Below are 21,471 nucleotides of genomic sequence, written 5' to 3' on the forward strand. Positions count from 1 at the left end.
GCCTACCATTGGTGAGGTGACTGTGCGCCTCGACGACCTCCCTCTCCGCGATGACCTCCGCGGGATGACGCCCTACGGCGCTCCGCAAGCCGCTCTGCCTGTGGCCCTCAACGTGAACGAGAACACGCACCCCGTTCCGGCGGAAGTGGCCGACGACATCCTGGATGCCGTCGCCCGGGCGCTGCGCGACGTCAACCGGTATCCCGACCGGGAGTTCACCGGCCTCCGTGAGGCTTTCGCCGGCTACCTCGGTCACGGCCTGACGCCCGAACAGATCTGGGCGGCCAACGGATCGAACGAGGTGCTTCAACACATCCTGCAGGCGTTCGGCGGGCCCGGACGGACGGCCATGGGCTTCGCGCCGACCTACTCGATGTACCCGATCCTCACGCGCGCAACCGGGGCGCGCTGGATCGCGGGAGACCGCGCGCACGACTTCACGCTCAGCCCCGAGTCGGCCGCAGCCCAGGTGCGAGAGCAGCGTCCCGACATCGTGTTCCTGTGCGCGCCGAACAACCCCACGGGGACGCCGCTTCGACTCGACGTCGTCGAGGCGGTCTACGACGCGACCGACGGGATCGTCATCGTCGATGAGGCCTACCAGGAGTTCGCGCCCCGCGACGAGCCGTCCGCTGTCACCCTGCTGCCCGGTCGTCCTCGACTCGTCATCTCGCGCACCATGAGCAAGGCCTTCGCCTTCGCCGGTGCGCGAGTGGGCTACCTCGCCGCCGACCCGGCGTTCGTCGACGCCCTGCGCCTCGTGCGGCTCCCGTACCACCTGAGTGCTCTCACCCAGGCTGCGGCGACTGCGGCGCTCGGCCACGCCGACACCATGCTGTCGATGGTCGACGAGATCGTCGCTCAACGCGATCGGATCTCGGCCACGGTGTCGGCTCTCGGCTACTCGGCGCACGAGTCGTGGACCAACTTCGTGCTCTTCGGGGGTGTCGCCGACCCCGCCGCCACCTGGAAGGCGTTGTACGACCGCGGCGTCCTCATCCGCGACGTCGGTATCGCGCACCACCTGCGCGTGACGGCGGGCACGGCCGACGAGACGACCGCGTTCCTCGATGCCCTCGCCTCGGTAGGATCGCGGTCATGACCGGCCCCGCCACGCCCCGCACCGCTTCTCTCACGCGAGAGACGAGCGAGTCGCACATCGAGCTCGAGCTCGACCTCGACGGACGCGGTGCCAGTGACATCCAGACCACGGTTCCGTTCTTCGATCACATGCTGACGGCGTTCGCCAAGCACTCGCTGACCGACCTCCGCGTGCGCGCCACCGGCGACACGCACATCGACGCACACCACACCGTCGAAGACACCTCGATCGTGCTCGGGCAGGCGATCCGTCAGGCGCTCGGCGACAAGTCGGGCATCGCACGCTACGGCGACGCCTTGGTCCCCCTGGACGAGGCGCTCGCCCAGGCGGTCGTCGACATCAGTGGCCGCCCCTACCTCGTGCACACGGGCGAGCCCGCGGGCTTCGAGCACCACCTGATCGGTGGTCACTTCACCGGCTCGCTCGTTCGGCACTCGTTCGAGGCGATCTCGATCCACGCGGGTCTGACGGTGCACGTGCGCGTCCTCGGGGGGCGCGACCCGCACCACATCGCCGAGGCCGAGTACAAGGCGCTCGCGCGGGCGTTCCGCCAGGCGAAGGCGCTCGACCCGCTGGTCGACGGCATTCCGAGCACCAAGGGCGCACTGTGACGTCCAGGCCGCTCGTCGCTGTCCTCGACTACGGTTCCGGCAACGTCCACTCCGCTGTCAAAGCGCTGATCGAGGCCGGTGCCGATGCGCGACTGACCTCCGACCGCTCGCTGTTGCTCGACGCCGACGGCTTGCTCGTCCCGGGTGTCGGCGCGTACAGCGCGGTGATGGGTGCCCTGAACGAGAGCCGCGGCGGAGAGATCATCGACCGGCGTCTCGCCGGCGGTCGGCCGGTTCTCGGCATCTGCGTGGGCATGCAGGTCATGTTCGAGCGCGGCATCGAGCGCGGGGCCGACACGGAGGGTCTGGGGGAGTGGCCCGGTACCGTCGCCGAGCTCGAGGCTCCGGTGCTCCCGCACATGGGCTGGAACACCGTGGCATCCGGAGCCGGTTCGCGCCTGTTCGACGGGATCGAGAACGAGCGCTTCTACTTCGTGCACTCCTACGCGGCGCAGGAGTGGTCGCTCGAGGTCACCCCGCCGTTCCCCGAGCCCGTCCTGACCTGGTGCACCTACGGGGCGCCGTTCCTCGCGGCGGTCGAGAACGGGCCGCTGTCGGCGACGCAGTTCCATCCCGAGAAGTCGGGCGAAGCCGGCATCCGGCTCCTCGCCAATTGGATCGACGGGCTGCGCACGACTACTGTGTGACCTCGTGCCCAGGCTCGGCGAGATGCGCCGACGGGTCCGAGGAGCCATGAACGATTTCGCGTCCACGCCCGAACTTGTGCTGCTTCCGGCGGTCGATGTCGCCGACGGAAAGGCCGTCCGCCTCACCCAGGGAGAGGCCGGCACCGAGACCAGTTACGGCGACCCCGTCGACGCCGCGGCGGACTTCGCTCGCCAGGGCGCGCAGTGGATCCACCTCGTCGACCTCGACGCGGCTTTCGGTCGAGGCAGCAACGCGAACGTGATGCGCAAGGTCATCAAGCAGGTCAAGGGCGTGCAGGTCGAGCTCTCCGGCGGCATCCGCGACGACCGCTCGCTCGAGGCGGCACTCGAGAGCGGCGCGAGCCGCATCAACCTCGGCACCGCGGCGCTCGAGAACCCCGAGTGGGCAGCCGACGTCATCAACCGCTACGGCGAAGCGATCGCCGTCGGTCTCGACGTCCGCGGGACCACGCTCGCGGCGCGCGGGTGGACCCGCGACGGCGGCGACCTCTGGACCGTCCTCGACCGCCTCGAGGACGCCGGCTGCAGCCGCTACGTGGTCACCGACGTCACCAAGGACGGCACGCTCCGCGGCCCCAACATCGAGCTGCTGCGCGAGATGACGCAGCGCACGCCGAAGCCGATCGTCGCTTCGGGCGGCGTATCGAGCCTCGACGACATCGCGGCGCTCCGCGAACTCGTGCCGCTGGGCGTCGAGGGTGCGATCGTCGGCAAGGCGCTCTACGCGGGCCAGTTCACGCTGGCCGAGGCACTGGATGTCGCCGGACACTGACGATCCGCACGGCGCCCACGCGCACGGTTCTCAGGCGCACGGCGCGCACGGTGCCCACGCGGACTCGGCCGGCGTCCCCTGGGAGGGGCGCAGCTTTCAGGCCAACCCCCACTCGGGCGACGACGGCTCCGCCGATCCCGCGTTGCTGGCGGCCCTGCTCGCGTTCCGCACGGGGGACGGCGATGCACGCGCGGTGGTCGACGCGTACCGCGAAGCGCGCCTCCTGATCCCCCTCGTCGCTGAGAAGGGCGATCACGGCGTCGGGCCGCACGGACTCGAGGTCGACAAGACCCAAGAGCTGTCGATCGTGACGGTGGCCGCCCCCGACGGTCGCAAAGTGCTGCCCGTGTTCACGTCCGTCGCGGCTCTTCAGGCATGGGATGCCACGGCCCGCCCCGTCCCCGCGGACGGCCGCCGCACGGCCCTGGCCGCGGCGTCCGAGGACACCGAGCTCATCGTGATCGACCCGGCCTCCGAGACGGAGTTCGTCCTGCGCCGCCCCGCGGTCTGGGCCATCGCCCAGGGCGAGCCGTGGGAGCCGGCGCACACGTCGCCGACGATCTTCACCGGGCTGCAGGAGAGCATCTCGGGGGAGCTCGCCGTGCTCGATCTCGCGGTCGAGTCGGGCGATCCGACGGGCCGCCTGCGCGGGCCCGAGCTGGTCGTGCACCTGCAGTTGATGTCGGGCCTCGAGCAGGAAGAGCTGGACGCCGTGCTGGCGCGCATCGCGCGCCGCTGGTCCGCCGACGATCGCATCGCCGTGCTCGTCGATTCTTTGACGGTGAAGCTGCACCGCAGCTCCGACGCCTGACCCGCACAGCACTCCGACGGCGTGGGGGTCGCCCTCAGCGGTCCCGGTCCCTTCGACAGGCTCAGGGACCTCGGCTCCGGCAGACCACCCCACGGTCCACCGAGCCGCCCCTCCTCCCGCGGGTGTCAGGGAGGAGGTGCCCCGCGGTGCCTTAGGGCGAAGGGGTGCTCCCCTATACCCTCGCGGGTGTCACGGAGGAACTGTCCTGCGGTGGCGCAGAGCGAAGGGATGCCATTCCGTACCTCGCGGGTGTCACGGAGGAGTCGTCCTGCGGCACAGGCGAAGGGCTGCCCCCCTATACCCCCCGCGGGTGTCACGGAGGAACTGTCCTGCGGTGGCGCAGGGCGAAGGGATGCCATTCTCCCGAGGCAATCGGGGTAGGGGCCCTGCTCTTGCCTCGGGAGGATGGCATCCCGGAGTCCGGTACCTCCGCAGAACGAGCGACCTACGTGACGGGACCTGTCCACTTCTCGCCCGGCCCCTTACCGATCGGGTCCTGAATGGTCGACGCCTCGCGGAACGCGAGCTGCAGCGACCGCAGCCCGTCGCGCAGGGAGCGCGCGTGCATGTCGCTGATCTCGGGGGCGCCGGCGGTGATGAGGCCGGCGAGGGCGTTGATGAGCTTGCGGGCCTCGTCGAGGTCGAGCTGCTGCTTCGGATCGTCGGCCAGGCCGGTCTTCACGGCGGCGGCACTCATGAGGTGGACGGCGGCGGTCGTGATGACCTCGACGGCGGGGACGTCGGCGATGTCGCGGGTGGCCGAGGATGCGGCGCGCTCCTGTTCCTCCCAGCGGGCGAGACGCTCGTCCTCGGCTCCGTGGCGGTGCGCGGAGTGGTCGTCGGCGAGCTGGTCGGAGGGGATCGTGTCCACGTGAATCTCTCTGCTAGACTATGGCGGGCTTCGGAGTGTCTCACTCCGTACGAAAGAGGATCACATCCCACCCGCGCTTGCCGCTCCAGGCTACCGGGTTCCCGCACTCCGCTCCGTTTCGCACGGGGTCGTCTGGGTGCAGAAGCCGGTGCTGACAGCACCGTGCCGGGTGGCGTGTGTACTCCTCTTCGCCCGCGATTCGATCGGATCGCGGCGGCCACCACCCGCACACAAGAGGAGTTCCGCATCAGCGATCCCCGCACCAACGAGCGCATCCGAGTCCCGGAGGTCCGTCTCGTCGGACCCAACGGCGAGCAGGTCGGCATCGTCCGAATCGAAGCTGCGCTGCGCCTGGCCCAGGAAGCGGACCTCGACCTGGTCGAGGTTGCGCCGAGCTCGAAGCCTCCCGTGGTCAAGATCATGGATTACGGCAAGTTCAAGTACGAGGCCGCGCAGAAGGCCAAGGAAACGCGTCGTAACCAGGCCAACACGGTCCTCAAAGAGGTCCGGTTCCGCCTCAAGATCGAGGCTCACGACTACATCACCAAGCTCAAGCGCGCCGAGGGCTTCCTCCAGGCGGGCGACAAGGTGAAGGCGATGATCCTGTTCCGCGGTCGCGAGCAGTCGCGTCCCGAGCAGGGTGTGCGCCTGCTCCGCAAGTTCGCGGAAGATGTCGCCGAGTTCGGCACCGTCGAGTCCAACCCCACGATCGACGGCCGCAACATGGTGATGGTGGTCGCCCCGCACAAGAACAAGTCCGAGGTCAAGACCGAGCAGAACGCGCAGCGCGCGGCGAACCGCGAGGCGGCGCGCAGCGCTTCCCGTGGCGAGGCGGCCCCGGAAGAAACGCCCAGCTCGGCCCCCGCCGAGTAAAGCTCCCCAGACTCCCGCTCCGTCGGGAACACCAACGAAGGAAGACAGATGCCGAAGCAGAAGACCCACTCGGGCGCCAAGAAGCGCTTCAAGCTGACCGGTAGCGGCAAGCTCATGAAGCAGCAGGCCGGCATGCGCCACAACCTCGAAGGCAAGGCCTCGAAGCGCACCCGCCGCCTGAACCAGGAGCAGGTCCTGGCCGCCGGTGACTCGAAGGTCGCCAAGAAGCTCCTCGGTCTCTGAGCGCCGACGCACGTTAGGAAGAAACAGAAATGGCTAGAGTCAAGCGGGCAGTAAACGCCCACAAGAAGCGTCGCGTCATCCTCGAGCGCGCCTCCGGTTACCGCGGTCAGCGTTCGCGCCTGTACCGCAAGGCCAAGGAGCAGGTCACCCACTCCCTGGTCTACGCGTACCGTGACCGTCGCAAGCGCAAGGGCGACTTCCGTCGCCTGTGGATCCAGCGCATCAACGCTGCGTCGCGCCAGAACGGCCTCACGTACAACCGCTTCATCCAGGGCCTCGGCCTCGCGGGTGTCCAGGTCGACCGTCGTATGCTCGCCGAGCTCGCCGTGAACGAGCCCGCCGTGTTCGCCTCGCTGGTCCAGACCGCGAAGGCGGCGCTGCCCAGTGACGTCAACGCTCCGAAGACCGCGTAAGACGCGTCCTCGTACCGAACGGGCGTCCTCTCCGGAGGGCGCCCGTTCGTCGTTTCCGCGCGGCTTCCGGGGTCTATGCCGCCCACGCCATACACTGAGGACGTGCTCGAGAACCCCCGTTCGCCGCGGGTGCGCGCCGTGGCCAAGCTCAGCAAGCGCGCCGCCCGTCAAGAGACCGGCCTCTTCCTCCTCGAGGGTCCGCAGGCCGCGCGCGAAGCCCTCGCGTGGGCGCCCGAGACGGTGCTCGAGCTCTACGCGACCCCGACGGCTCTCGAGAAGCACACGGATGTGCGCGATGCCGCCGAGCGAGCGGGCGTCGACCTGCAGTACACGACCGAGGCGGTCCTGGATGCCATGGCCGACACGGTCACGCCCCAGGGCATCGTCGCGGTGGCTCGGCAGACTCCGACGGCCCTGAGGGACGTGCTCGCGGGCAACCCGCGCCTCATCGCGATCTGCGAGGAGGTGCGCGACCCCGGCAACCTCGGCACGATCATCCGTGCCGCCGACGCCGCGGGTGCCGACGCCGTCGTCCTCACCGGGCGCACGGTCGATCCGTACAACCCGAAGGTCGTGCGCTCGACCACCGGGTCGCTGTTCCACCTTCCTGTCGCGGTCGACCTCGATCTCGCCGACGTCGTCGCGCGAGCGCACGAGGCCGGGTTGCGCGTGGTCGCCGCCGATGTCGACGGCGACGATTTCCTGGCATCCCGAGACCTCCTGTCGGAGCCGACGGCCTGGCTCTTCGGCAACGAGGCGCGGGGGCTGGACGAGACGGCGCTCGCTCATGCCGACCTGTCGTTGCGCCTGCCGATCTACGGCCGCGCCGAGTCGCTGAACCTCGCGACGGCCGCGAGCGTGTGTCTGTACGAGACGGCTTTCGCGCAGCGCGCGCGGTGAGGCCGCTGTTACAGAACGGTTAAGGCGCGCGTTCCGAGGTGGTCGCCGGCTCGTCGCTCTCATAGGGTGAACGCATGGCATCCGTTCCCCCGGCGGGCTCCGAGCCCCTCGTCGTCGTCTCCGATGTGCAGAAGCACTACGGCCAGTTCCAGGCGCTGAAAGACATCAATCTCACCGTCGACCGCGGTGAGGTCGTCGTCGTCATCGGTCCGTCCGGATCGGGCAAGTCGACGCTCTGCCGCACGATCAACCGCCTCGAGACGATCACGAGCGGGTCCATCACCATCGACGGCGCGCGCCTGCCCGAGGAGGGCAAGGGGCTCGCGAAGCTGCGTGCCGATGTCGGCATGGTGTTCCAGTCATTCAACCTGTTCGCCCACCTGACGATCCTCGAGAACGTCACTCTCGGCCCCATCAAGGTCCGCAAGCTCAAGAAGGCGGATGCCGAGAAAGAGGCGCGCGCGCTGCTGGAGCGCGTGGGCGTCGGTCACCAGGCGGACAAGCTCCCGGCCCAGCTCTCCGGTGGACAGCAGCAGCGCGTCGCGATCGCCCGTGCGCTCGCGATGAAGCCGAAGGTCATGCTGTTCGACGAGCCGACCTCGGCCCTCGACCCCGAGATGATCAACGAGGTGCTCGACGTCATGGTCGGTCTCGCCAAGGAGGGCATGACCATGATCGTGGTCACGCACGAGATGGGGTTCGCGCGCAAGGCCGCGAACCGCGTCGTCTTCATGGCCGACGGGCAGATCGTGGAGCAGGCGGCTCCCGAGCAGTTCTTCACGAACCCGCAGTCCGATCGCGCGAAGGACTTCCTCTCGAAGCTCATCACGCACTGATCGGAAGAGGCGACGAACAAGGAGGTTCTCTCGCCCCACTCGTGTCCCATTCCCCCCGGCCGACCCGAACGCGCCGTCACCGACCCCTTTCCGCACAGCACACGTAACCAAGGAGACATCACATGCGTAAAACTCGTACTCTCACAGGCCTCGGCGTCCTCGCCGCGAGCCTGCTGGCCCTGACGGCTTGCAACAGCGGCACCCCCGGCTCGCCCGATGCGGGATCCGACGGCGGCAGCAGCGACGCCCCGGTCTACGGCGCGGTCGCCACCGACGTCACCATCGAGAACAGCCCGACGTTCGACAAGATCAAGGCGGCCGACAAGGTCGTCATCGGCGTCAAGGAAGACCAGCCCGGCCTCGGCTACCTTGACCCCGTCACGGGCGAGCGCAAGGGCTTCGACGTCGACATCGCGCGGTGGATCGCTGCGTCGCTCGGCTACGACCCCGCTGACAGCTCCAAGGTCGAGTACAAGGCCATCGCCTCGGCGAACCGCGAGCAGGCGATCATCAACGGCGACATCGACTACTACGTCGGCACCTACTCGATCACCGACAAGCGCAAGGAGCAGATCGCGTTCGCCGGTCCCTACTTCCTGACCGGACAGGGCCTGCTCGTCGCCGCCGACAACGACACCATCACCGGCAAGGACTCGCTGACCGCCGACACCACGGTCTGCTCGGTCACCGGTTCGACGCCGATCCAGCGCATCCGCGAAGAGACACCCGCCAAGGTCGTCGAGTTCGACACGTACTCGCAGTGCGTCGAGAAGCTGAAGAACGGCGAGGTCGACGCGGTGACGACCGACGAGGCCATCCTCCTCGGCTACGCCGCTCAGGACCCCGACAACCTCAAGATCGCGGGCGAGCCCTTCAGCGAGGAGCGCTACGGCGTCGGCCTCGCCAAGGGCGACACCGCTTTCCAGGAGTTCGTGAACACCATGTTCACCGACGGCGGCTCCACCTGGGAGGCCATCTTCGAGAAGAACCTCGGCGCCTCGGGCGTCAAGGGCGAGCAGCCGGCGGTCGACCCCGTCAGCTGAGCCCCTCGTGCGGGCGGCGAGCGATCGCCGCCCGCACCCCCTCCGCTCGATCGAACGACGAAAGAACAGAACGGACACCCTTCGGTGAATCAGATCTTCGACTACCCCGACCTGTGGGCGCAGGCGCTGTGGGGGACCGTCGTGCTCTTCCTGGGCGGCGGTCTGATCGCTCTCGTCTTGGGCTTCATCGTCGGGGCGATGCGCGTGTCGCCGATTCCGATCGCGCGCGCGGTGGGTGCGGTCTACGTGAATTGGATCCGCAACACCCCGCTGACGCTCGTCCTGTTCTTCTTCGCGTTCTGCGTCCCGCTGCTCATCGACGTCCCGCGCGGGAGCTTCCTCACTCTCGCCGTCTGCGGCCTCGGCATCTACACGGCGACGTACGTCGCCGAGACGATCCGCTCCGGCATCAACACCGTCCCCGTCGGACAGGCCGAAGCCGCCCGCGCCCTCGGCCTGGGCTTCGGCCAGGTCATGTCGCTCGTCGTCCTCCCGCAGGCGACGCGCTCGGTCATCCCGCCGATGATGAGCGTCTTCATCGCCCTGTTGAAGAACACCACCGTCGCCTCGGGCTTCTCGGTGGTCAACCTCGGCAACATCCGCGCGGTCATGAGTGAGAACGGTGAGAACCAGCTCATGACGATCATCCTGGTGATGGCGGTGTTCGTCCTCCTGGTGCTCGTGCTCTCGGCCCTGCAGCGCGCCGCCGAGAAGAAGTGGAAGGTCGCCCGATGAGCTCCTCCGTCCTCTACGACCTGCCGGGCCCTCGTGCCCGAATGCGCAATCGCATCCTCGGCGCGGTCACGCTTCTGCTCGTCGTCGCCGTCATCGGCTTCGTCGTCTGGCGCTTCCTCGACACCGGCCAGTTCTCGGCCACCAAGTGGAACGTCTTCACCTATACGGCCATCTGGGTGCGTTTCGGCGAGGCGACGCTCGCGACCCTCGCGGCCTTCGCGGCTGCGGCCGTCGGCGCCGTCGTCCTCGGGTTCATTCTGGCGATCGGCCGCATGTCGGACCACGCATGGGTGCGGATGCCGGTCGGTTGGATCGTCGAGTTGCTCCGCGCCGTCCCGGTGCTGATCTTCATGCTCCTGCTGTACTACGGCCTGCCGGTGATCGGCCTGAAGGTATCGCCGTACTGGGCCGTCGTCATCGCGCTCATCGCCTACAACGGCTCGGTGCTCTCCGAGGTCATTCGCGCGGGCGTCGAGTCCCTCCCGCGCGGACAGAGCGAGGCCGGTTATGCCATCGGTCTGCGCAAGGCCGGGGTCATGCGCCTCGTCCTGCTGCCCCAGGCCATTCGCGCGATGCTGCCCGTGATCATCGCTCAGCTGGTCGTGACGTTGAAGGACACCGCTCTCGGCTTCATCATCACCTACCCCGAGCTCCTCTATTTCGCGCGCCAGCTGGGGTCGAACGGTGAGTACGGATCGCCGCTGATCCCCGCAGCGATGGTCGCGAGCGTCATCTACGTCGCCATGTGCCTCGCGCTGTCGTACATCGCCCACCGCGTCGAGATCGGTCTGCGTCGTTCGCCCAAGGCGTCTCAGGTCGCGGGTGCGGAGCCTCCCGGACAGACCGGAACCGACACCGAGTTGATCGTCGCCCAGCGCGGCCTCGGCAAGTACGACGCCTCCGGCCTCTGATCGCGGCGGGGCTCGGCGCGTAGTCGGGCTCTGATCGCGGCCGGGTTCGGCGCGTAGCCGGGTTCGGTGCGCGCAGTCGGGTTCCGAGCACGGCCGAGGCCTGCGCGCAGCCGGGCTGTGATCCCGACGGGCGGGGGAGTGTCCCCGCCCGTCGGTAGACTCTCATCTCGTGTCCGACGCACCCGAGATCACCCCCGAGGCCGTCGCCTCCGCCGTCGATGCCGCGCTCGCGGCCATCGCCGCGGCCGCGACCACGGCCGACCTGAAAACCGCCCGCGCAGCTCACACCGGTGAGCAGTCCGCCCTCGCGCGGCTGAACGCCCAGATGCGCCACGTCGCCCCCGACCAGAAGGCCGCGTTCGGCAAGCTCGTCGGCCAGGCCCGCGGCCAGGTCAACCAGGCGCTCGCCGCCCGCGAGACCGCGCTCGCCGAGGCCGAGACGGCCGCGAAGCTCGAGGCCGAGCGCATCGACGTCACGGCCCTGCCGCAGCGCGCGCGCGTCGGTGCTCGGCATCCGATCTCGCTCCTGCAGGAGCAGGTCTCCGACATCTTCGTCGGCATGGGGTGGGAGATCGCCGAGGGTCCCGAGCTCGAGCACGAGTGGTTCAACTTCGACGCGCTGAACGTCGACCCCGACCACCCAGCCCGCACGATGCAGGACACCTTCTACGTCGACCCCGTTGCGCGACACCTCGTCTTGCGCACCCAGACGTCACCCGTGCAGATGCGCTCGATGCTGGAGCGCGAGATTCCGATCTACGTGCTGTCCCCGGGCCGCGTCTACCGCACCGACGAGTTCGACGCGACGCACCTGCCGGTGTTCACGCAGTTCGAGGGGCTCGTCATCGACAAGGGCATCACGATGGCCCACCTCAAGGGCACCCTCGACCACGCCGCGCGCGTGCTGTTCGGGCCCGAGGCCAAGACGCGCTTCCGCGCGAACTTCTTCCCCTTCACCGAGCCGAGCGCCGAGCTCGACCTGTGGCATCCCACCTTCAAGGGCGGGGCGCGCTGGATCGAGTGGGGCGGCTGCGGCATGGTGAACCCCAACGTCCTGCGCGCCGCGGGGATCGACCCCGAGGAGTACTCGGGCTTCGCCTTCGGCATGGGCATCGAGCGCACGCTCATGTTCCGCAGCGACGTGCAAGACATGCGCGACATGGCCGAGGGCGATGTCCGCTTCAGCGAGCAGTTCGGAATGGTGGTCTGATGCGCGTCCCGCTCTCCTGGTTGCGCGAGTACGTCGACGTGCCCGCGGACGCCACGGCCGACGATGTCCTCGCGGCTCTGGTGTCCGTCGGCTTCGAAGAAGAAGACGTTCACCGCTTCGAGCTCTCCGGCCCGATCGTCGTCGGCGAGGTGATCGAGTTCACGCCCGAGCCGCAGTCGAACGGCAAGACCATCCGCTGGTGCCAGGTCGACGTGGGCGACGAGCACGGCGGGGTGCGCGGCATCGTCTGCGGCGCCGGCAACTTCTTCCCCGGCGACAAGGTCGTGGTGACCCTTCCCGGCTCGGTGCTGCCCGGGCCGTTCCCGATCGCCGCCCGCAAGACGTACGGCCACGTGTCCGACGGCATGATCGCCTCGGCGAAGGAGCTGGGGCTCGGCAGCGAGCACAGCGGCATCCTGCGTCTGGTCGACCTCGGGATCGACGCGCCGGTGGGGACGGATGCCATCGCCCTGCTGGGTCTGGACGATATTGCCGTCGAGATCAATGTGACGCCCGACCGCGGGTACGCGCTGTCGCTGCGCGGGGTGGCGCGCGAGTACTCGCACGCCACCGGCGCGGACTTCCGCGACCCGGGTACGGGGCACGACGACGCCGTCGCGCGGACGCCCTCGGGCTTCCCGATCGCGGTGGACGACCGCGCGCCGATCCGCGGACGTCAGGGCGCGACCGAGTTCGTCGCCCGCATCGTGCGCGATGTCGACCCCTCGCGTCCGACGCCGCCGTGGATGATCACGCGCCTGTCGCTCGCCGGCATCCGCTCGCTCGGTGTGCTGATCGACATCACGAACTACGTCATGCTCGAGCTCGGCCAGCCGATCCACGGCTACGACCTCGACCGTCTGCAGGGCGGCATCACGGTGCGCCGCGCTGAGGAGGGCGAGAAGCTCGAGACGCTCGACGGGCAGGTGCGCACCCTCAGCGCGGAAGACCTCCTCATCACCGACGAGTCGGGACCGATCGGTCTCGCCGGCGTCATGGGTGGCGGCCCGACCGAGATGAGCGACGCGACCCGCAACGTGCTCATCGAGGCGGCGACGTTCGACCAGGTCTCGATCGCCCGGACCGCGCGTCGGCACAAGCTGCCCTCGGAGGCCTCGCGCCGCTTCGAGCGCGGTGTCGACCCGCTGGTCCCGTACGTCGCGGCCGAGCGCGTGGCGTCGCTGATGGTCGAGCTCGCCGGCGGCACGCTCGACACCGAGCTCGGGGGAGCGCTCGGCGCGCCCTACCGCCGTGACCCGATCACCCTTCCCGCGGGCTTCGTGTCGGGCCTGATCGGTGTCGAGTACACCGACGACGAGATCGTGTCGGCCCTGCGTCTCATCGGATGCACCGTCGACGAGCGCGACGGCGGCTGGTCGGTGACCGCCCCCTCGTGGCGCCACGACCTCTCCGACAAGTGGACGCTCGCTGAGGAGGTGGCGCGCATCGAGGGGTACGACCGCATCCCCTCGGTGCTGCCCACGCCGCCCTCGGGTCGCGGCCTGACGTCCGCGCAGCAGGGGCGCCGCCGCGTGGCGAACGCCCTCGCGGCCGCCGGCTTCGTCGAGACGCCGTCGTTCCCCTTCACGACCGAGGATCAGAACGCCCTGCACGGCTCGCCCTCGGGCGAGAAGCTGCCGAGCGTCAAGCTCGCGAACCCGCTCGACGGCCTCGCGCCGTTCCTGCGCCGTTCGCTCGTCCCGGCGATGCTGCAGGTCGCGCACCGCAACGTCTCGCGCGGCATCGTCGACCTGGCACTGTTCGAGATCGGCACGGTGTTCCTCCCGAAGCCCGGGGTGCAGTACGGCACCCCGTCGGTCCCGCCGCTCGCGGTTCGTCCGGACGCCGCCACACTGACGGCTCTGGATGCCTCGATCCCGCCGCAGCGTCGGCACGTCGCCGTCCTGCTCACGGGACACACCGTCGCGAAGCAGCCCGGCCAGGTGGCCGTCGCTGCCGACCTCGCCGACGCCGTCGACGCCGTCCGCGTGCTGGCGGGTGCGGCCGGGCTCGACATCGAGCTGGTCCAGGCGCAGCGCGCGGCCCTGCACCCCGGGCGCACCGCGCGCGTGCTCGCCGGCGGTGTCGACATCGGCTACGTCGGAGAGGTCCTGCCCGCGGTCTCGGCTGACGCCGACCTGCCGGGACGTGTGCTCGTCGCCGAGCTCGACCTCGACGCGATGCTCGACCTCGCTCAGTCGCGTGTCGTGGCGGCCTCCCTGTCGGGCTTCCCGGCGGCGACGCAGGACGTGTCGCTCGTGGTCCCCGTCGACGTCGCGGCCGGCGCCGTCCGTGCCGCGCTGCTCGAGGGGGGCGCTCCGCTCCTCGAGGGCACGCGTCTCGTCGACGACTACCGCGGTCCCGGCCTGGCCGAGGGGACGAAGAGTCTGACCTTCGCTCTGCGTTTCCGTGCTGACGATCGCACCCTCACCGCGGCGGAGGCCACCGAGGCCAAGCTCGCGGGGGTCGCGGTGGCCGCTGAGCGTTTCGGGGCGACGATCCGCGACTGACAGACGTCGAGAACGACGACGGGGGCGGGGTGACCGCGGCGGAGGCCGTGGCATCCCGCCTCTCGCGTCGGCGCCCGTCTTTTCGGGCGTCGAGGCGCGCTTATGCTGAACGGTGCGCAGGTCCGCCTGCGACGTGGGCCTGCCCTCACCGCCGGTATAAGGGGGCAGTCGGAAGCAACCAGCGATGAGGGCAGGACTCACAGCATATCCCCCTCTTGTCCCCCAAATGGGGGACAAGAGGGGGATTGCATGCCGTTCTCCCAGCCGAGCCCGCGCAGACCCGCGTCCGGACGTGATTTGCCCTGGCCCCGACCGGGCCGATACCCTCGCCAGATGTCGTCGATCGCCGCGTTCAGCTCGGAGCTCTCCGTGAGCACCGCTGCGCTGCGCCGACGTCGGGTCGCACGCCGAGTTTCGGCGACCTCGTAGTCCGCCGGTTGTCGGGCTTGCGGGCGTCGCCGCCCCGGTACGCGCTGAATTTCAGCACCCGCCCCGACTCCTAAGGTAGATACATGACCCTCTCGGTCGCCGTCTCCGGCGCTTCCGGCTATGCGGGCGGCGAGATCCTCCGCCTCCTCGCCGATCATCCCGATGTCGAGATCCGCACCGTCACCGCGCACTCCAGCGCGGGTCAGCCGCTTCTCGCCCACCAGCCCCACCTCCGGTCGCTCGCGCACCTCGAGCTGCAGGCGACGACCCCCGAGATCCTCGCGGGCCATGACGTCGTCTTCCTCGCGCTGCCGCACGGCCAGTCCGCGCAGTACACCGACGCCCTCGCGGACACCCCGCTCGTGATCGACGCGGGGGCCGACCACCGCCTCACCTCGTCGGACGATTGGGCCGCGTTCTACGGCGGCACGCACGCCGAGCCCTGGGCGTACGGCGTGCCGGAGCTGCCCGTCGAGGGCGGTAAGCAGCGCGACAACCTGCGCGGCGTGACGCGTATCGCGGCCCCGGGCTGCAACGCGTCCACCGTGGCGCTCTCGCTCGCGCCGGGCGTCGCCGCGGGTGTCATCGACCCGGGCGACATCGTCTCGGTCCTCGCCGTCGGGCCGAGCGGAGCGGGCAAGGCGGCGAAGACGAACCTCCTCGCGAGCGAGATCCTCGGCACCGCCAACCCCTATGCGGTGGGCGGGACGCACCGGCACATCCCCGAGATCCGGCAGGCGCTGGCGGCGGCCGGGGCGCCGGCCGACGGCATCCGGATCTCGTTCACCCCCGTGCTCGTGCCGATGGCGCGGGGCATCCTCGCGACCTCTTCGGCGCCGATCCGGGAGGGGGCGACGGATGCCGAGATCCGCACGGCCTGGGAGGAGGCGTACGCCGACGAGCCCTTCGTCGAGCTCCTCCCCGCCGGCGTCTTCCCACGGACGGCCGACGTGCTCGGCGCCAACGTCGCCTCGATCGGTCTCGCGATCGATCGTGCGGCGAACCGCGTGATCTCGGTCGCCGCGGTCGACAATCTCGTCAAGGGCACGGCCGGAGCCGCCGTCCAGTCCATGAACATCGCCCTGGGTCTCGCCGAGACCACCGCCCTTCCCCTGAACGGAGTCGCCCCGTGAGCGTGACCGTCCCCGCCGGATTCGAGGCGGCCGGAGTCGCCGTCGGCCTGAAGTCGACGCACGCGCGCGACGTCGCCGTCGTGGTCAACCGCGGCCCCCTCAAGGTGGGCGCCGCCGTCTTCACCTCGAACCGGGCGAAGGCGAACCCCATCCTGTGGTCCGAGCAGGTGGTGAAGGACGGCGTCGTCGAGGCCATCGTGCTCAACTCGGGCGGGGCGAACTGCTTCACCGGGTCGTTCGGCTTCCAGACCACGCACCAGACCGCCGAGCGCGCGGCCGAGCTGCTCGGTGTCGGCGCGGGCGATGTGCTCGTGTGCTCGACCGGCCTCATCGGCACGGGCGACGAGGTCTTCCGCGCGAAGGTGCTCGCGGGAGTCGACCAGGGGATCGCGACGCTGTCGCCCGAGGGCGGCGAGGACGCGTCGCTCGCGATCATGACCACCGACTCGAAGCCCAAGCGGGCCGTGCACGTGGGCGCGGGATGGTCGATCGGCGCGATGGCGAAGGGCGCCGGGATGCTGGCGCCGGGCCTGGCGACCATGCTCGTCGTGATCACGACCGACGTCGTCCTCGACGCGGCCGAGGCGGACGCGGCGCTGCGCGCCGCGACGCGCGTGAGTTTCGATCGGCTCGACTCGGACGGCTGCATGTCGACCAACGACCAGGTCACCCTGATGGCGAGCGGGGCCAGTGGCATCCGGGTTCCCGCCGAGGAGTTCGCCGAGGCGCTCACCGCGGTGTGCGACGATCTCGCGGCACAGCTGCAGGGCGACGCCGAGGGCGCCAGCCATGACATCACCATCCGGGTCGTGAACGCCGCGAGCGAGGACGACGCCGTCGTGGTGGGTCGCTCGATCGCCCGGAACAACCTCTTCAAGGCCGCGATCTTCGGCAACGACCCGAACTGGGGTCGGGTGCTCGCCGCGATCGGGACGACCGACGCCGCCTTCGACCCGTACGACGTCGACGTCTGGATGAACGGCGTGCGCGTGTGCACCGCCGGTGGTCCGGACCGTCCGCGTGAGGACGTCGACCTGACACCCCGCGCGACCGACCTCGTCGTCGACCTGCGCGTCGGCGAGGCCGCGGCCACGATCCGCACCAACGACCTCACGCACGATTACGTCCACGAGAACAGCGCCTACTCCTCATGACCCACGTCGACCTCCAAGACACCGATCCCGCCGAAGCCAGCGACCGGGCGGTCACGCTCGTCGAATCGCTGCCGTGGGTGCGCAAGTACCGCGACCAGGTCGTGGTGGTGAAGTACGGCGGCAACGCGATGGTGAGCGACGAGCTGCAGGACGCCTTCGCCGCCGACATCGCGTACCTGCGCTACGTGGGCGTCAAGCCCGTCGTCGTGCACGGTGGTGGCCCGCAGATCTCGTCGATGCTGAACCGTCTCGAGATCCCGAGCGAGTTCCGCGGCGGTTACCGCGTGACCTCGACCGAGGCCATCGGCGTCGTGCGGATGGTGCTCACCGGGCAGATCAATCCGCAGCTCGTGGCGAAGGTCAACGCGCACGGACCTCTCGCGACCGGTCTCAGCGGAGAGGACGCCGGCCTGTTCGGCGGTCGTCGCCGCGGCGTGGTCGTGGACGGGGTCGAGCACGACCTGGGTCGCGTCGGCGACGTCGTCACGGTCGACCCGCAGCCCGTGCTCGACCACCTGGCCGCGGGCCGCGTGCCGATCGTCTCGAGCATCGCGCCCGATCTCGACCACCCCGGCAACTCGCTGAACGTGAACGCGGATGCCGCGGCCGCGGCGCTCGCGGTCGCGTTGAACGCGAAGAAGCTCGTCGTCCTCACCGACGTGCCCGGGCTCTACGCCGACTGGCCGAACCGCGACTCGCTCGTGTCGCACCTCACCTCGACGGAGCTGCGCGCGATGGTGCCGAAGCTCGAGTCGGGCATGATCCCGAAGATGCAGGCGTGCCTCGACGCCGTCGACGGGGGAGTGCCCACCGCGGCCATCATCGACGGACGCGTGCCGCACTCGGTGCTCGTCGAACTGTTCACCAGCAAGGGAATCGGAACGGAGGTGGTCGCATGACCACGGCAACCTGGCAGGAAGACGCCGGACGCGACCTCGTCCGGAGCTTCGGCGACCGCATGGCGATGTTCGTGCGCGGCGAGGGCGCCTACCTCTGGGACGCCGACGGGACGAAGTACCTCGACTTCCTCGCCGGTATCGCGGTCAACGCCCTCGGGCACGCGCACCCGGTGTTCGTCGAGGCGATCACCGCGCAGGCGTCGACCCTCGCGCACGTCTCGAACTACTTCGCCACGCCGCCGCAGCTCGCGATGGCCGCGCGCCTGAAGCGGCTCGCCGGCACGGGGGAGTCGGGCCGCGTGTACTTCGGCAACTCCGGTGCCGAGGCCAACGAGGCGGCGTTCAAGCTCGCGCGTCTGCACGGCCGCGGCACCGACCGCACGCGCATCCTGACGCTCAAGGGCGGCTTCCACGGCCGCACGATGGGCTCGCTCGCCCTCACTGGCAAGCCCGCCCTGCAGGCCGACTTCCTGCCGATGGTCCCCGGCGTCGAGCACATCGACGCCACGATCGAGGCCCTCGAGGCCGCGGTCGACGAGCGCGTCGCCGCCCTGCTGGTCGAGCCGATCCAGGGCGAAGCCGGCGTCGTCGAGCTCCCCGAGGGGTACCTGCAGGCCGCGCGCGAGATCACCGCGCGCCACGGCGCGCTGCTGATCATCGACGAGATCCAGACCGGTGCCGGGCGCACCGGCGCCTGGTTCGGGTTCCAGCACGCCGGCATCGTGCCCGACGCGATCACCGTCGCGAAGGGCATCGGCGGCGGTTTCCCGATCGGGGCGCTCATCACGTTCGGTGCGGCCAGCGACCTGTTCTTCCCCGGCACGCACGGCTCGACCTTCGGCGGCAACGCCCTGGGCACCGCGGTCGGGGGAGCGGTGCTGCAGGAGATCGAGGCATCCGGTCTCGTCGAGAACGCCGCCCGCCGCGAGGGAGAGATCCGCGACGGTATCGCCGCGCTCGGCTCGCCGCTCGTCGCGGGCGTCCGCGGCCGGGGCCTGCTGCTCGGCATCGGCCTCACGAGCCCCGTCGCCAAGGCCGTGGTCGCCGCAGCCCAGCAGCACGGGCTGGTCGTGAACGCCGCCAACGACGACACCATCCGCATCGCGCCGCCCCTCACGATCGGGGATGCCGAGATCGCGCAGTTCCTCGAGCTGTTCGCGGCCGCGCTCTCCACCGTGTCCGATGCCCTGATCCTCGAAGGAGCCTCCGCGTGACCCGCCACCTGCTGCGCGACGACGACCTGACCCCGGCCGAACAGGCCGAGATCCTCGACCTCGCGATCGAGCTGAAGAACGACCGCTGGGCGCAGAAGCCGCTCGCGGGCCCGCAGACCGTCGCGGTGATCTTCGACAAGTCCTCGACCCGCACCCGCGTCTCGTTCGCCGTCGGCATCGCCGACCTCGGCGGGTCGCCGCTGATCATCTCGACCGCGAACAGCCAGCTCGGCGGCAAGGAGACGCCCTCCGACACGGCCCGGGTGCTGGAGCGTCAGGTCGCCGCGATCGTGTGGCGCACCTACGCGCAGTCGGGGCTCGAAGAGATGGCGCGCGGGACGCGCGTTCCGGTCGTCAACGCGCTCAGCGACGACTTCCACCCCTGCCAGCTCCTCGCCGACCTGCTCACGATCCGCGAGCACAAGGGCGAGCTGAAGGGGCTGACGCTGTCGTTCTTCGGCGACGGGCAGAGCAACATGGCCCACTCGTACGTGCTCGCGGGCGTCACCGCCGGCATGCACGTCCGCGTCGCGGCTCCCGCGGACTACGCGCCGCGCGCCGACGTGATCGCGGATGCCGAGCGGATCGCCGCCGAGACCGGCGGATCGATCACCCTCAGCGACGACCCCGAGGCCGCGGCATCCGGGGCCGACGTCATCGTCACCGACACGTGGGTGTCGATGGGCAAGGAAGAGGAGAAGCTCGCACGCATCCGCGACCTGGGCGGATTCAAGGTCACGAGCGAGCTCATGGCCCTCGCCGACGACGAGGCGATCTTCATCCACTGCCTTCCCGCCGACCGCGGCTACGAGGTCGACGCCGAGGTCATCGACGGCCCCCAGAGCGTCGTGTGGGACGAGGCCGAGAACCGGCTCCACGCCCAGAAGGCGCTGTTGGTGTGGCTTCTGCGCCAGAACTGACGTCCCGGCCACGCCGGCTCTGGACCCGCTTCGACGGGCCGGGCCGGCTGGCCGGCGTCGACCTCGCCCGGGGCCTCGCGGTCGTGGGCATGCTGGCCGCGCATCTGCTCGACACTGAGGACTTCGTCGCCGGAGACCCCTCGTCGTGGCTCGACATCGTCAACGGGCGCTCCTCGATCCTGTTCGCGGTCCTCGCGGGCGTGTCGATCTCGCTCGTCACCGGCGGGACGAAGCCGGTCGAGGGCTATCGCCGCACGCGCGCCTCGGCGCGGCTGGCGATGCGGGGCGCGCTGCTGTGGGTCATCGGCATCCTGCTCGTGATGACCGGCGTGCCGGTCTACGTGATCCTGCCCGCGTACGCCCTGCTGTTCGTGCTGTCACTGCCGTTCCTCGGGATGCGCTCTCGGGCGCTCTTCCTCACCGCGGGAGCGCTGGCGCTCGTGATGCCGTGGATCCAGCCGGTGCTCGACGCCGCGCCGATCTGGTCGGGTCGCGGGGGTGACGAGCTGGCTGCCGCTCTCGGGTGGCACTACCCCTTCCCCGTGTGGATCGCCTTCCTGCTCGCCGGGATGGGCCTCGGGCGCCTCGATCTCCGGCTGCTGCCCGAGCAGGCGCTGATCGTGCTCGCGGGCTCCGCGCTCACGCTGGCGGGATACGGGCTCGCCCTCGCGACGGCGCCCCTCGTGGCGGGGAACGCCTATCTCTCGACGGTCCTGACCACCGAGGACCACTCGGCGGGGCTCGGCGAGGTCATCGGCTCGGGCGGCTTCGCGATCGCGGCGATCGGCCTTTGCCTGCTGCTGTGCCGCACGCCGCTGCGCTGGGTCGCGGTCCCGCTCCGCGCCGTCGGCTCGATGCCGCTGACCGCCTACGTCGTGCAGCTGCTGGTGTGGGCCGTCGTCGCTCTGGCCGTGCTCGGCGACACCTCGGATCTGTGGGGGATCCGCGCGCTCGAGCTCTTCGGGCCGTTGACCCTCGGTCTGATCGTCGGGTGCACCGTGTGGGTGGTGACCGTCGGCCGAGGACCGCTCGAGGCACTCGTCGACGCGATCGTGCGTCTCGTCGTGGGACGGGATGCCGCGGTGCCGAGCGAGCGCTGAGAGTCGGGCCTCGCTGGGCGGGGTCGGTGCTGTCGGGTGTCGGGGAGGCGCGGGGCGTGCCGTGGGCCGGTGGCCGGTGGCGGTGGCGGTGCCGAACTCCGGAGAATTTGGGG

22 protein-coding genes are annotated in these 21,471 nt (G+C 70.1%); 21 read left to right on the top strand and 1 reads right to left on the bottom strand.

From position 1 onward, the window contains the following. Nucleotides 1–16 precede the first annotated feature (16 nt). The 5 genes from ACMW4R_RS09535 to ACMW4R_RS09555 are packed head-to-tail and all read left to right on the top strand — an operon-like array spanning nt 17 to nt 3,964. A complete protein-coding gene (locus ACMW4R_RS09535) occupies nt 17–1,102 on the top strand; it encodes a histidinol-phosphate transaminase (RefSeq protein WP_418299761.1) in 1,086 nt (361 codons plus the stop codon). Further along, a complete protein-coding gene (gene hisB, locus ACMW4R_RS09540) occupies nt 1,099–1,713 on the top strand; it encodes an imidazoleglycerol-phosphate dehydratase HisB (RefSeq protein ID WP_058594902.1) in 615 nt (204 codons plus the stop codon). Before ACMW4R_RS09535 ends, hisB begins: the two co-directional genes overlap by 4 nt. Then, nucleotides 1,710–2,360 (top strand): imidazole glycerol phosphate synthase subunit HisH, encoded by a 651-nt coding sequence (hisH, locus tag ACMW4R_RS09545; protein WP_058615274.1) that lies wholly within the window; start codon nt 1,710–1,712, stop codon nt 2,358–2,360. Before hisB ends, hisH begins: the two co-directional genes overlap by 4 nt. Nucleotides 2,361–2,406: 46 nt before the next feature. After that, a complete protein-coding gene (gene priA / locus ACMW4R_RS09550; RefSeq protein ID WP_058615273.1) occupies nt 2,407–3,153 on the top strand; it encodes a bifunctional 1-(5-phosphoribosyl)-5-((5-phosphoribosylamino)methylideneamino)imidazole-4-carboxamide isomerase/phosphoribosylanthranilate isomerase PriA in 747 nt (248 codons plus the stop codon). Continuing rightward, the gene (locus ACMW4R_RS09555; protein WP_418299762.1) at nt 3,137–3,964 is read left to right on the top strand and encodes an SseB family protein; all 828 of its coding nucleotides are present in this window, start codon (nt 3,137–3,139) and stop codon (nt 3,962–3,964) included. The genes priA and ACMW4R_RS09555 overlap by 17 nt, the downstream gene beginning before the upstream one ends. A gap of 445 nt (nt 3,965–4,409) precedes the next feature. Here ACMW4R_RS09555 and ACMW4R_RS09560 read toward each other — a convergent pair whose 3' ends face one another. Then, complete coding sequence (locus tag ACMW4R_RS09560; RefSeq protein WP_418299763.1) at nt 4,410–4,835, bottom strand: DUF1844 domain-containing protein; 426 nt, start codon at nt 4,833–4,835, stop codon at nt 4,410–4,412. 207 nt (nt 4,836–5,042) lie between these two features. Between ACMW4R_RS09560 and infC the strand changes: the two genes are divergently transcribed. From infC to ACMW4R_RS09640, 16 genes are all read left to right on the top strand, one after another. Beyond that, nucleotides 5,043–5,708, top strand: a complete 666-nt coding sequence (gene infC / locus ACMW4R_RS09565) for a translation initiation factor IF-3 (protein WP_081319072.1) — start codon at nt 5,043–5,045, stop codon at nt 5,706–5,708. A 48-nt stretch (nt 5,709–5,756) separates the two neighbouring features. Next, nucleotides 5,757–5,951 carry a 50S ribosomal protein L35 gene (rpmI, locus tag ACMW4R_RS09570; protein WP_058232311.1) on the top strand — a complete coding sequence of 65 codons (195 nt, stop codon included), beginning with the start codon at nt 5,757–5,759 and terminating at the stop codon, nt 5,949–5,951. Nucleotides 5,952–5,980: 29 nt separating this feature from the next. After that, on the top strand, nt 5,981–6,364 hold the full coding sequence (rplT, locus tag ACMW4R_RS09575; RefSeq protein ID WP_013583374.1) for a 50S ribosomal protein L20: 384 nt from the start codon (nt 5,981–5,983) through the stop codon (nt 6,362–6,364). A 102-nt stretch (nt 6,365–6,466) separates the two neighbouring features. Further along, on the top strand, nt 6,467–7,264 hold the full coding sequence (locus ACMW4R_RS09580; RefSeq protein WP_058594897.1) for a TrmH family RNA methyltransferase: 798 nt from the start codon (nt 6,467–6,469) through the stop codon (nt 7,262–7,264). Between the two features lie 74 nt (nt 7,265–7,338). Beyond that, the gene (locus ACMW4R_RS09585) at nt 7,339–8,100 is read left to right on the top strand and encodes an amino acid ABC transporter ATP-binding protein (protein ID WP_058594896.1); all 762 of its coding nucleotides are present in this window, start codon (nt 7,339–7,341) and stop codon (nt 8,098–8,100) included. 122 nt (nt 8,101–8,222) lie between these two features. After that, on the top strand, nt 8,223–9,143 hold the full coding sequence (locus tag ACMW4R_RS09590; protein ID WP_058614972.1) for a glutamate ABC transporter substrate-binding protein: 921 nt from the start codon (nt 8,223–8,225) through the stop codon (nt 9,141–9,143). 84 nt (nt 9,144–9,227) lie between these two features. Next, complete coding sequence (locus ACMW4R_RS09595) at nt 9,228–9,878, top strand: amino acid ABC transporter permease (protein WP_058594894.1); 651 nt, start codon at nt 9,228–9,230, stop codon at nt 9,876–9,878. Then, entirely contained in the window at nt 9,875–10,789 is a 915-nt protein-coding gene (locus tag ACMW4R_RS09600; RefSeq protein ID WP_058628648.1) for an amino acid ABC transporter permease, read from the top strand. The genes ACMW4R_RS09595 and ACMW4R_RS09600 overlap by 4 nt, the downstream gene beginning before the upstream one ends. Nucleotides 10,790–10,958: 169 nt before the next feature. Next, entirely contained in the window at nt 10,959–11,999 is a 1,041-nt protein-coding gene (gene pheS / locus ACMW4R_RS09605; RefSeq protein WP_058614974.1) for a phenylalanine--tRNA ligase subunit alpha, read from the top strand. Continuing rightward, on the top strand, nt 11,999–14,509 hold the full coding sequence (gene pheT, locus ACMW4R_RS09610) for a phenylalanine--tRNA ligase subunit beta (protein WP_418299764.1): 2,511 nt from the start codon (nt 11,999–12,001) through the stop codon (nt 14,507–14,509). Before pheS ends, pheT begins: the two co-directional genes overlap by 1 nt. 512 nt (nt 14,510–15,021) lie before the next feature. Then, the gene (gene argC / locus ACMW4R_RS09615) at nt 15,022–16,071 is read left to right on the top strand and encodes an N-acetyl-gamma-glutamyl-phosphate reductase (protein WP_418299765.1); all 1,050 of its coding nucleotides are present in this window, start codon (nt 15,022–15,024) and stop codon (nt 16,069–16,071) included. Further along, nucleotides 16,068–17,225: a bifunctional glutamate N-acetyltransferase/amino-acid acetyltransferase ArgJ gene (gene argJ / locus ACMW4R_RS09620; protein ID WP_058628651.1), complete on the top strand. Its 1,158-nt coding sequence runs from the start codon at nt 16,068–16,070 to the stop codon at nt 17,223–17,225. Before argC ends, argJ begins: the two co-directional genes overlap by 4 nt. Beyond that, entirely contained in the window at nt 17,222–18,124 is a 903-nt protein-coding gene (gene argB / locus ACMW4R_RS09625) for an acetylglutamate kinase (protein ID WP_058594888.1), read from the top strand. Before argJ ends, argB begins: the two co-directional genes overlap by 4 nt. Then, nucleotides 18,121–19,338 carry an acetylornithine transaminase gene (locus tag ACMW4R_RS09630; protein WP_058594887.1) on the top strand — a complete coding sequence of 406 codons (1,218 nt, stop codon included), beginning with the start codon at nt 18,121–18,123 and terminating at the stop codon, nt 19,336–19,338. The genes argB and ACMW4R_RS09630 overlap by 4 nt, the downstream gene beginning before the upstream one ends. Next, entirely contained in the window at nt 19,335–20,258 is a 924-nt protein-coding gene (gene argF / locus ACMW4R_RS09635; protein ID WP_418299766.1) for an ornithine carbamoyltransferase, read from the top strand. The genes ACMW4R_RS09630 and argF overlap by 4 nt, the downstream gene beginning before the upstream one ends. Next, entirely contained in the window at nt 20,237–21,358 is a 1,122-nt protein-coding gene (locus ACMW4R_RS09640) for a heparan-alpha-glucosaminide N-acetyltransferase domain-containing protein (protein ID WP_418299767.1), read from the top strand. Before argF ends, ACMW4R_RS09640 begins: the two co-directional genes overlap by 22 nt. Nucleotides 21,359–21,471 lie beyond the last annotated feature (113 nt).

The organism is Microbacterium sp. S1037 (assembly GCF_048381605.1).
In the GTDB taxonomy this organism is placed as follows: Bacteria; Actinomycetota; Actinomycetes; order Actinomycetales; family Microbacteriaceae; genus Microbacterium; species Microbacterium testaceum_B.

Bases quoted from the DNA above. Each gene is read 5' to 3' on its own strand.
- hisB (WP_058594902.1), top strand. From the start codon at position 1,099: ATGACCGGCCCCGCCACGCCCCGCACCGCTTCTCTCACGCGAGAGACG.
- priA (WP_058615273.1), top strand. From the start codon at position 2,407: ATGAACGATTTCGCGTCCACGCCCGAACTTGTGCTGCTTCCGGCGGTC.
- ACMW4R_RS09555 (WP_418299762.1), top strand. From the start codon at position 3,137: ATGTCGCCGGACACTGACGATCCGCACGGCGCCCACGCGCACGGTTCT.
- rpmI (WP_058232311.1), top strand. From the start codon at position 5,757: ATGCCGAAGCAGAAGACCCACTCGGGCGCCAAGAAGCGCTTCAAGCTG.
- rplT (WP_013583374.1), top strand. From the start codon at position 5,981: ATGGCTAGAGTCAAGCGGGCAGTAAACGCCCACAAGAAGCGTCGCGTC.
- ACMW4R_RS09585 (WP_058594896.1), top strand. From the start codon at position 7,339: ATGGCATCCGTTCCCCCGGCGGGCTCCGAGCCCCTCGTCGTCGTCTCC.
- ACMW4R_RS09590 (WP_058614972.1), top strand. From the start codon at position 8,223: ATGCGTAAAACTCGTACTCTCACAGGCCTCGGCGTCCTCGCCGCGAGC.
- ACMW4R_RS09600 (WP_058628648.1), top strand. From the start codon at position 9,875: ATGAGCTCCTCCGTCCTCTACGACCTGCCGGGCCCTCGTGCCCGAATG.
- pheT (WP_418299764.1), top strand. From the start codon at position 11,999: ATGCGCGTCCCGCTCTCCTGGTTGCGCGAGTACGTCGACGTGCCCGCG.
- argC (WP_418299765.1), top strand. From the start codon at position 15,022: ATGACCCTCTCGGTCGCCGTCTCCGGCGCTTCCGGCTATGCGGGCGGC.
- argB (WP_058594888.1), top strand. From the start codon at position 17,222: ATGACCCACGTCGACCTCCAAGACACCGATCCCGCCGAAGCCAGCGAC.
- ACMW4R_RS09630 (WP_058594887.1), top strand. From the start codon at position 18,121: ATGACCACGGCAACCTGGCAGGAAGACGCCGGACGCGACCTCGTCCGG.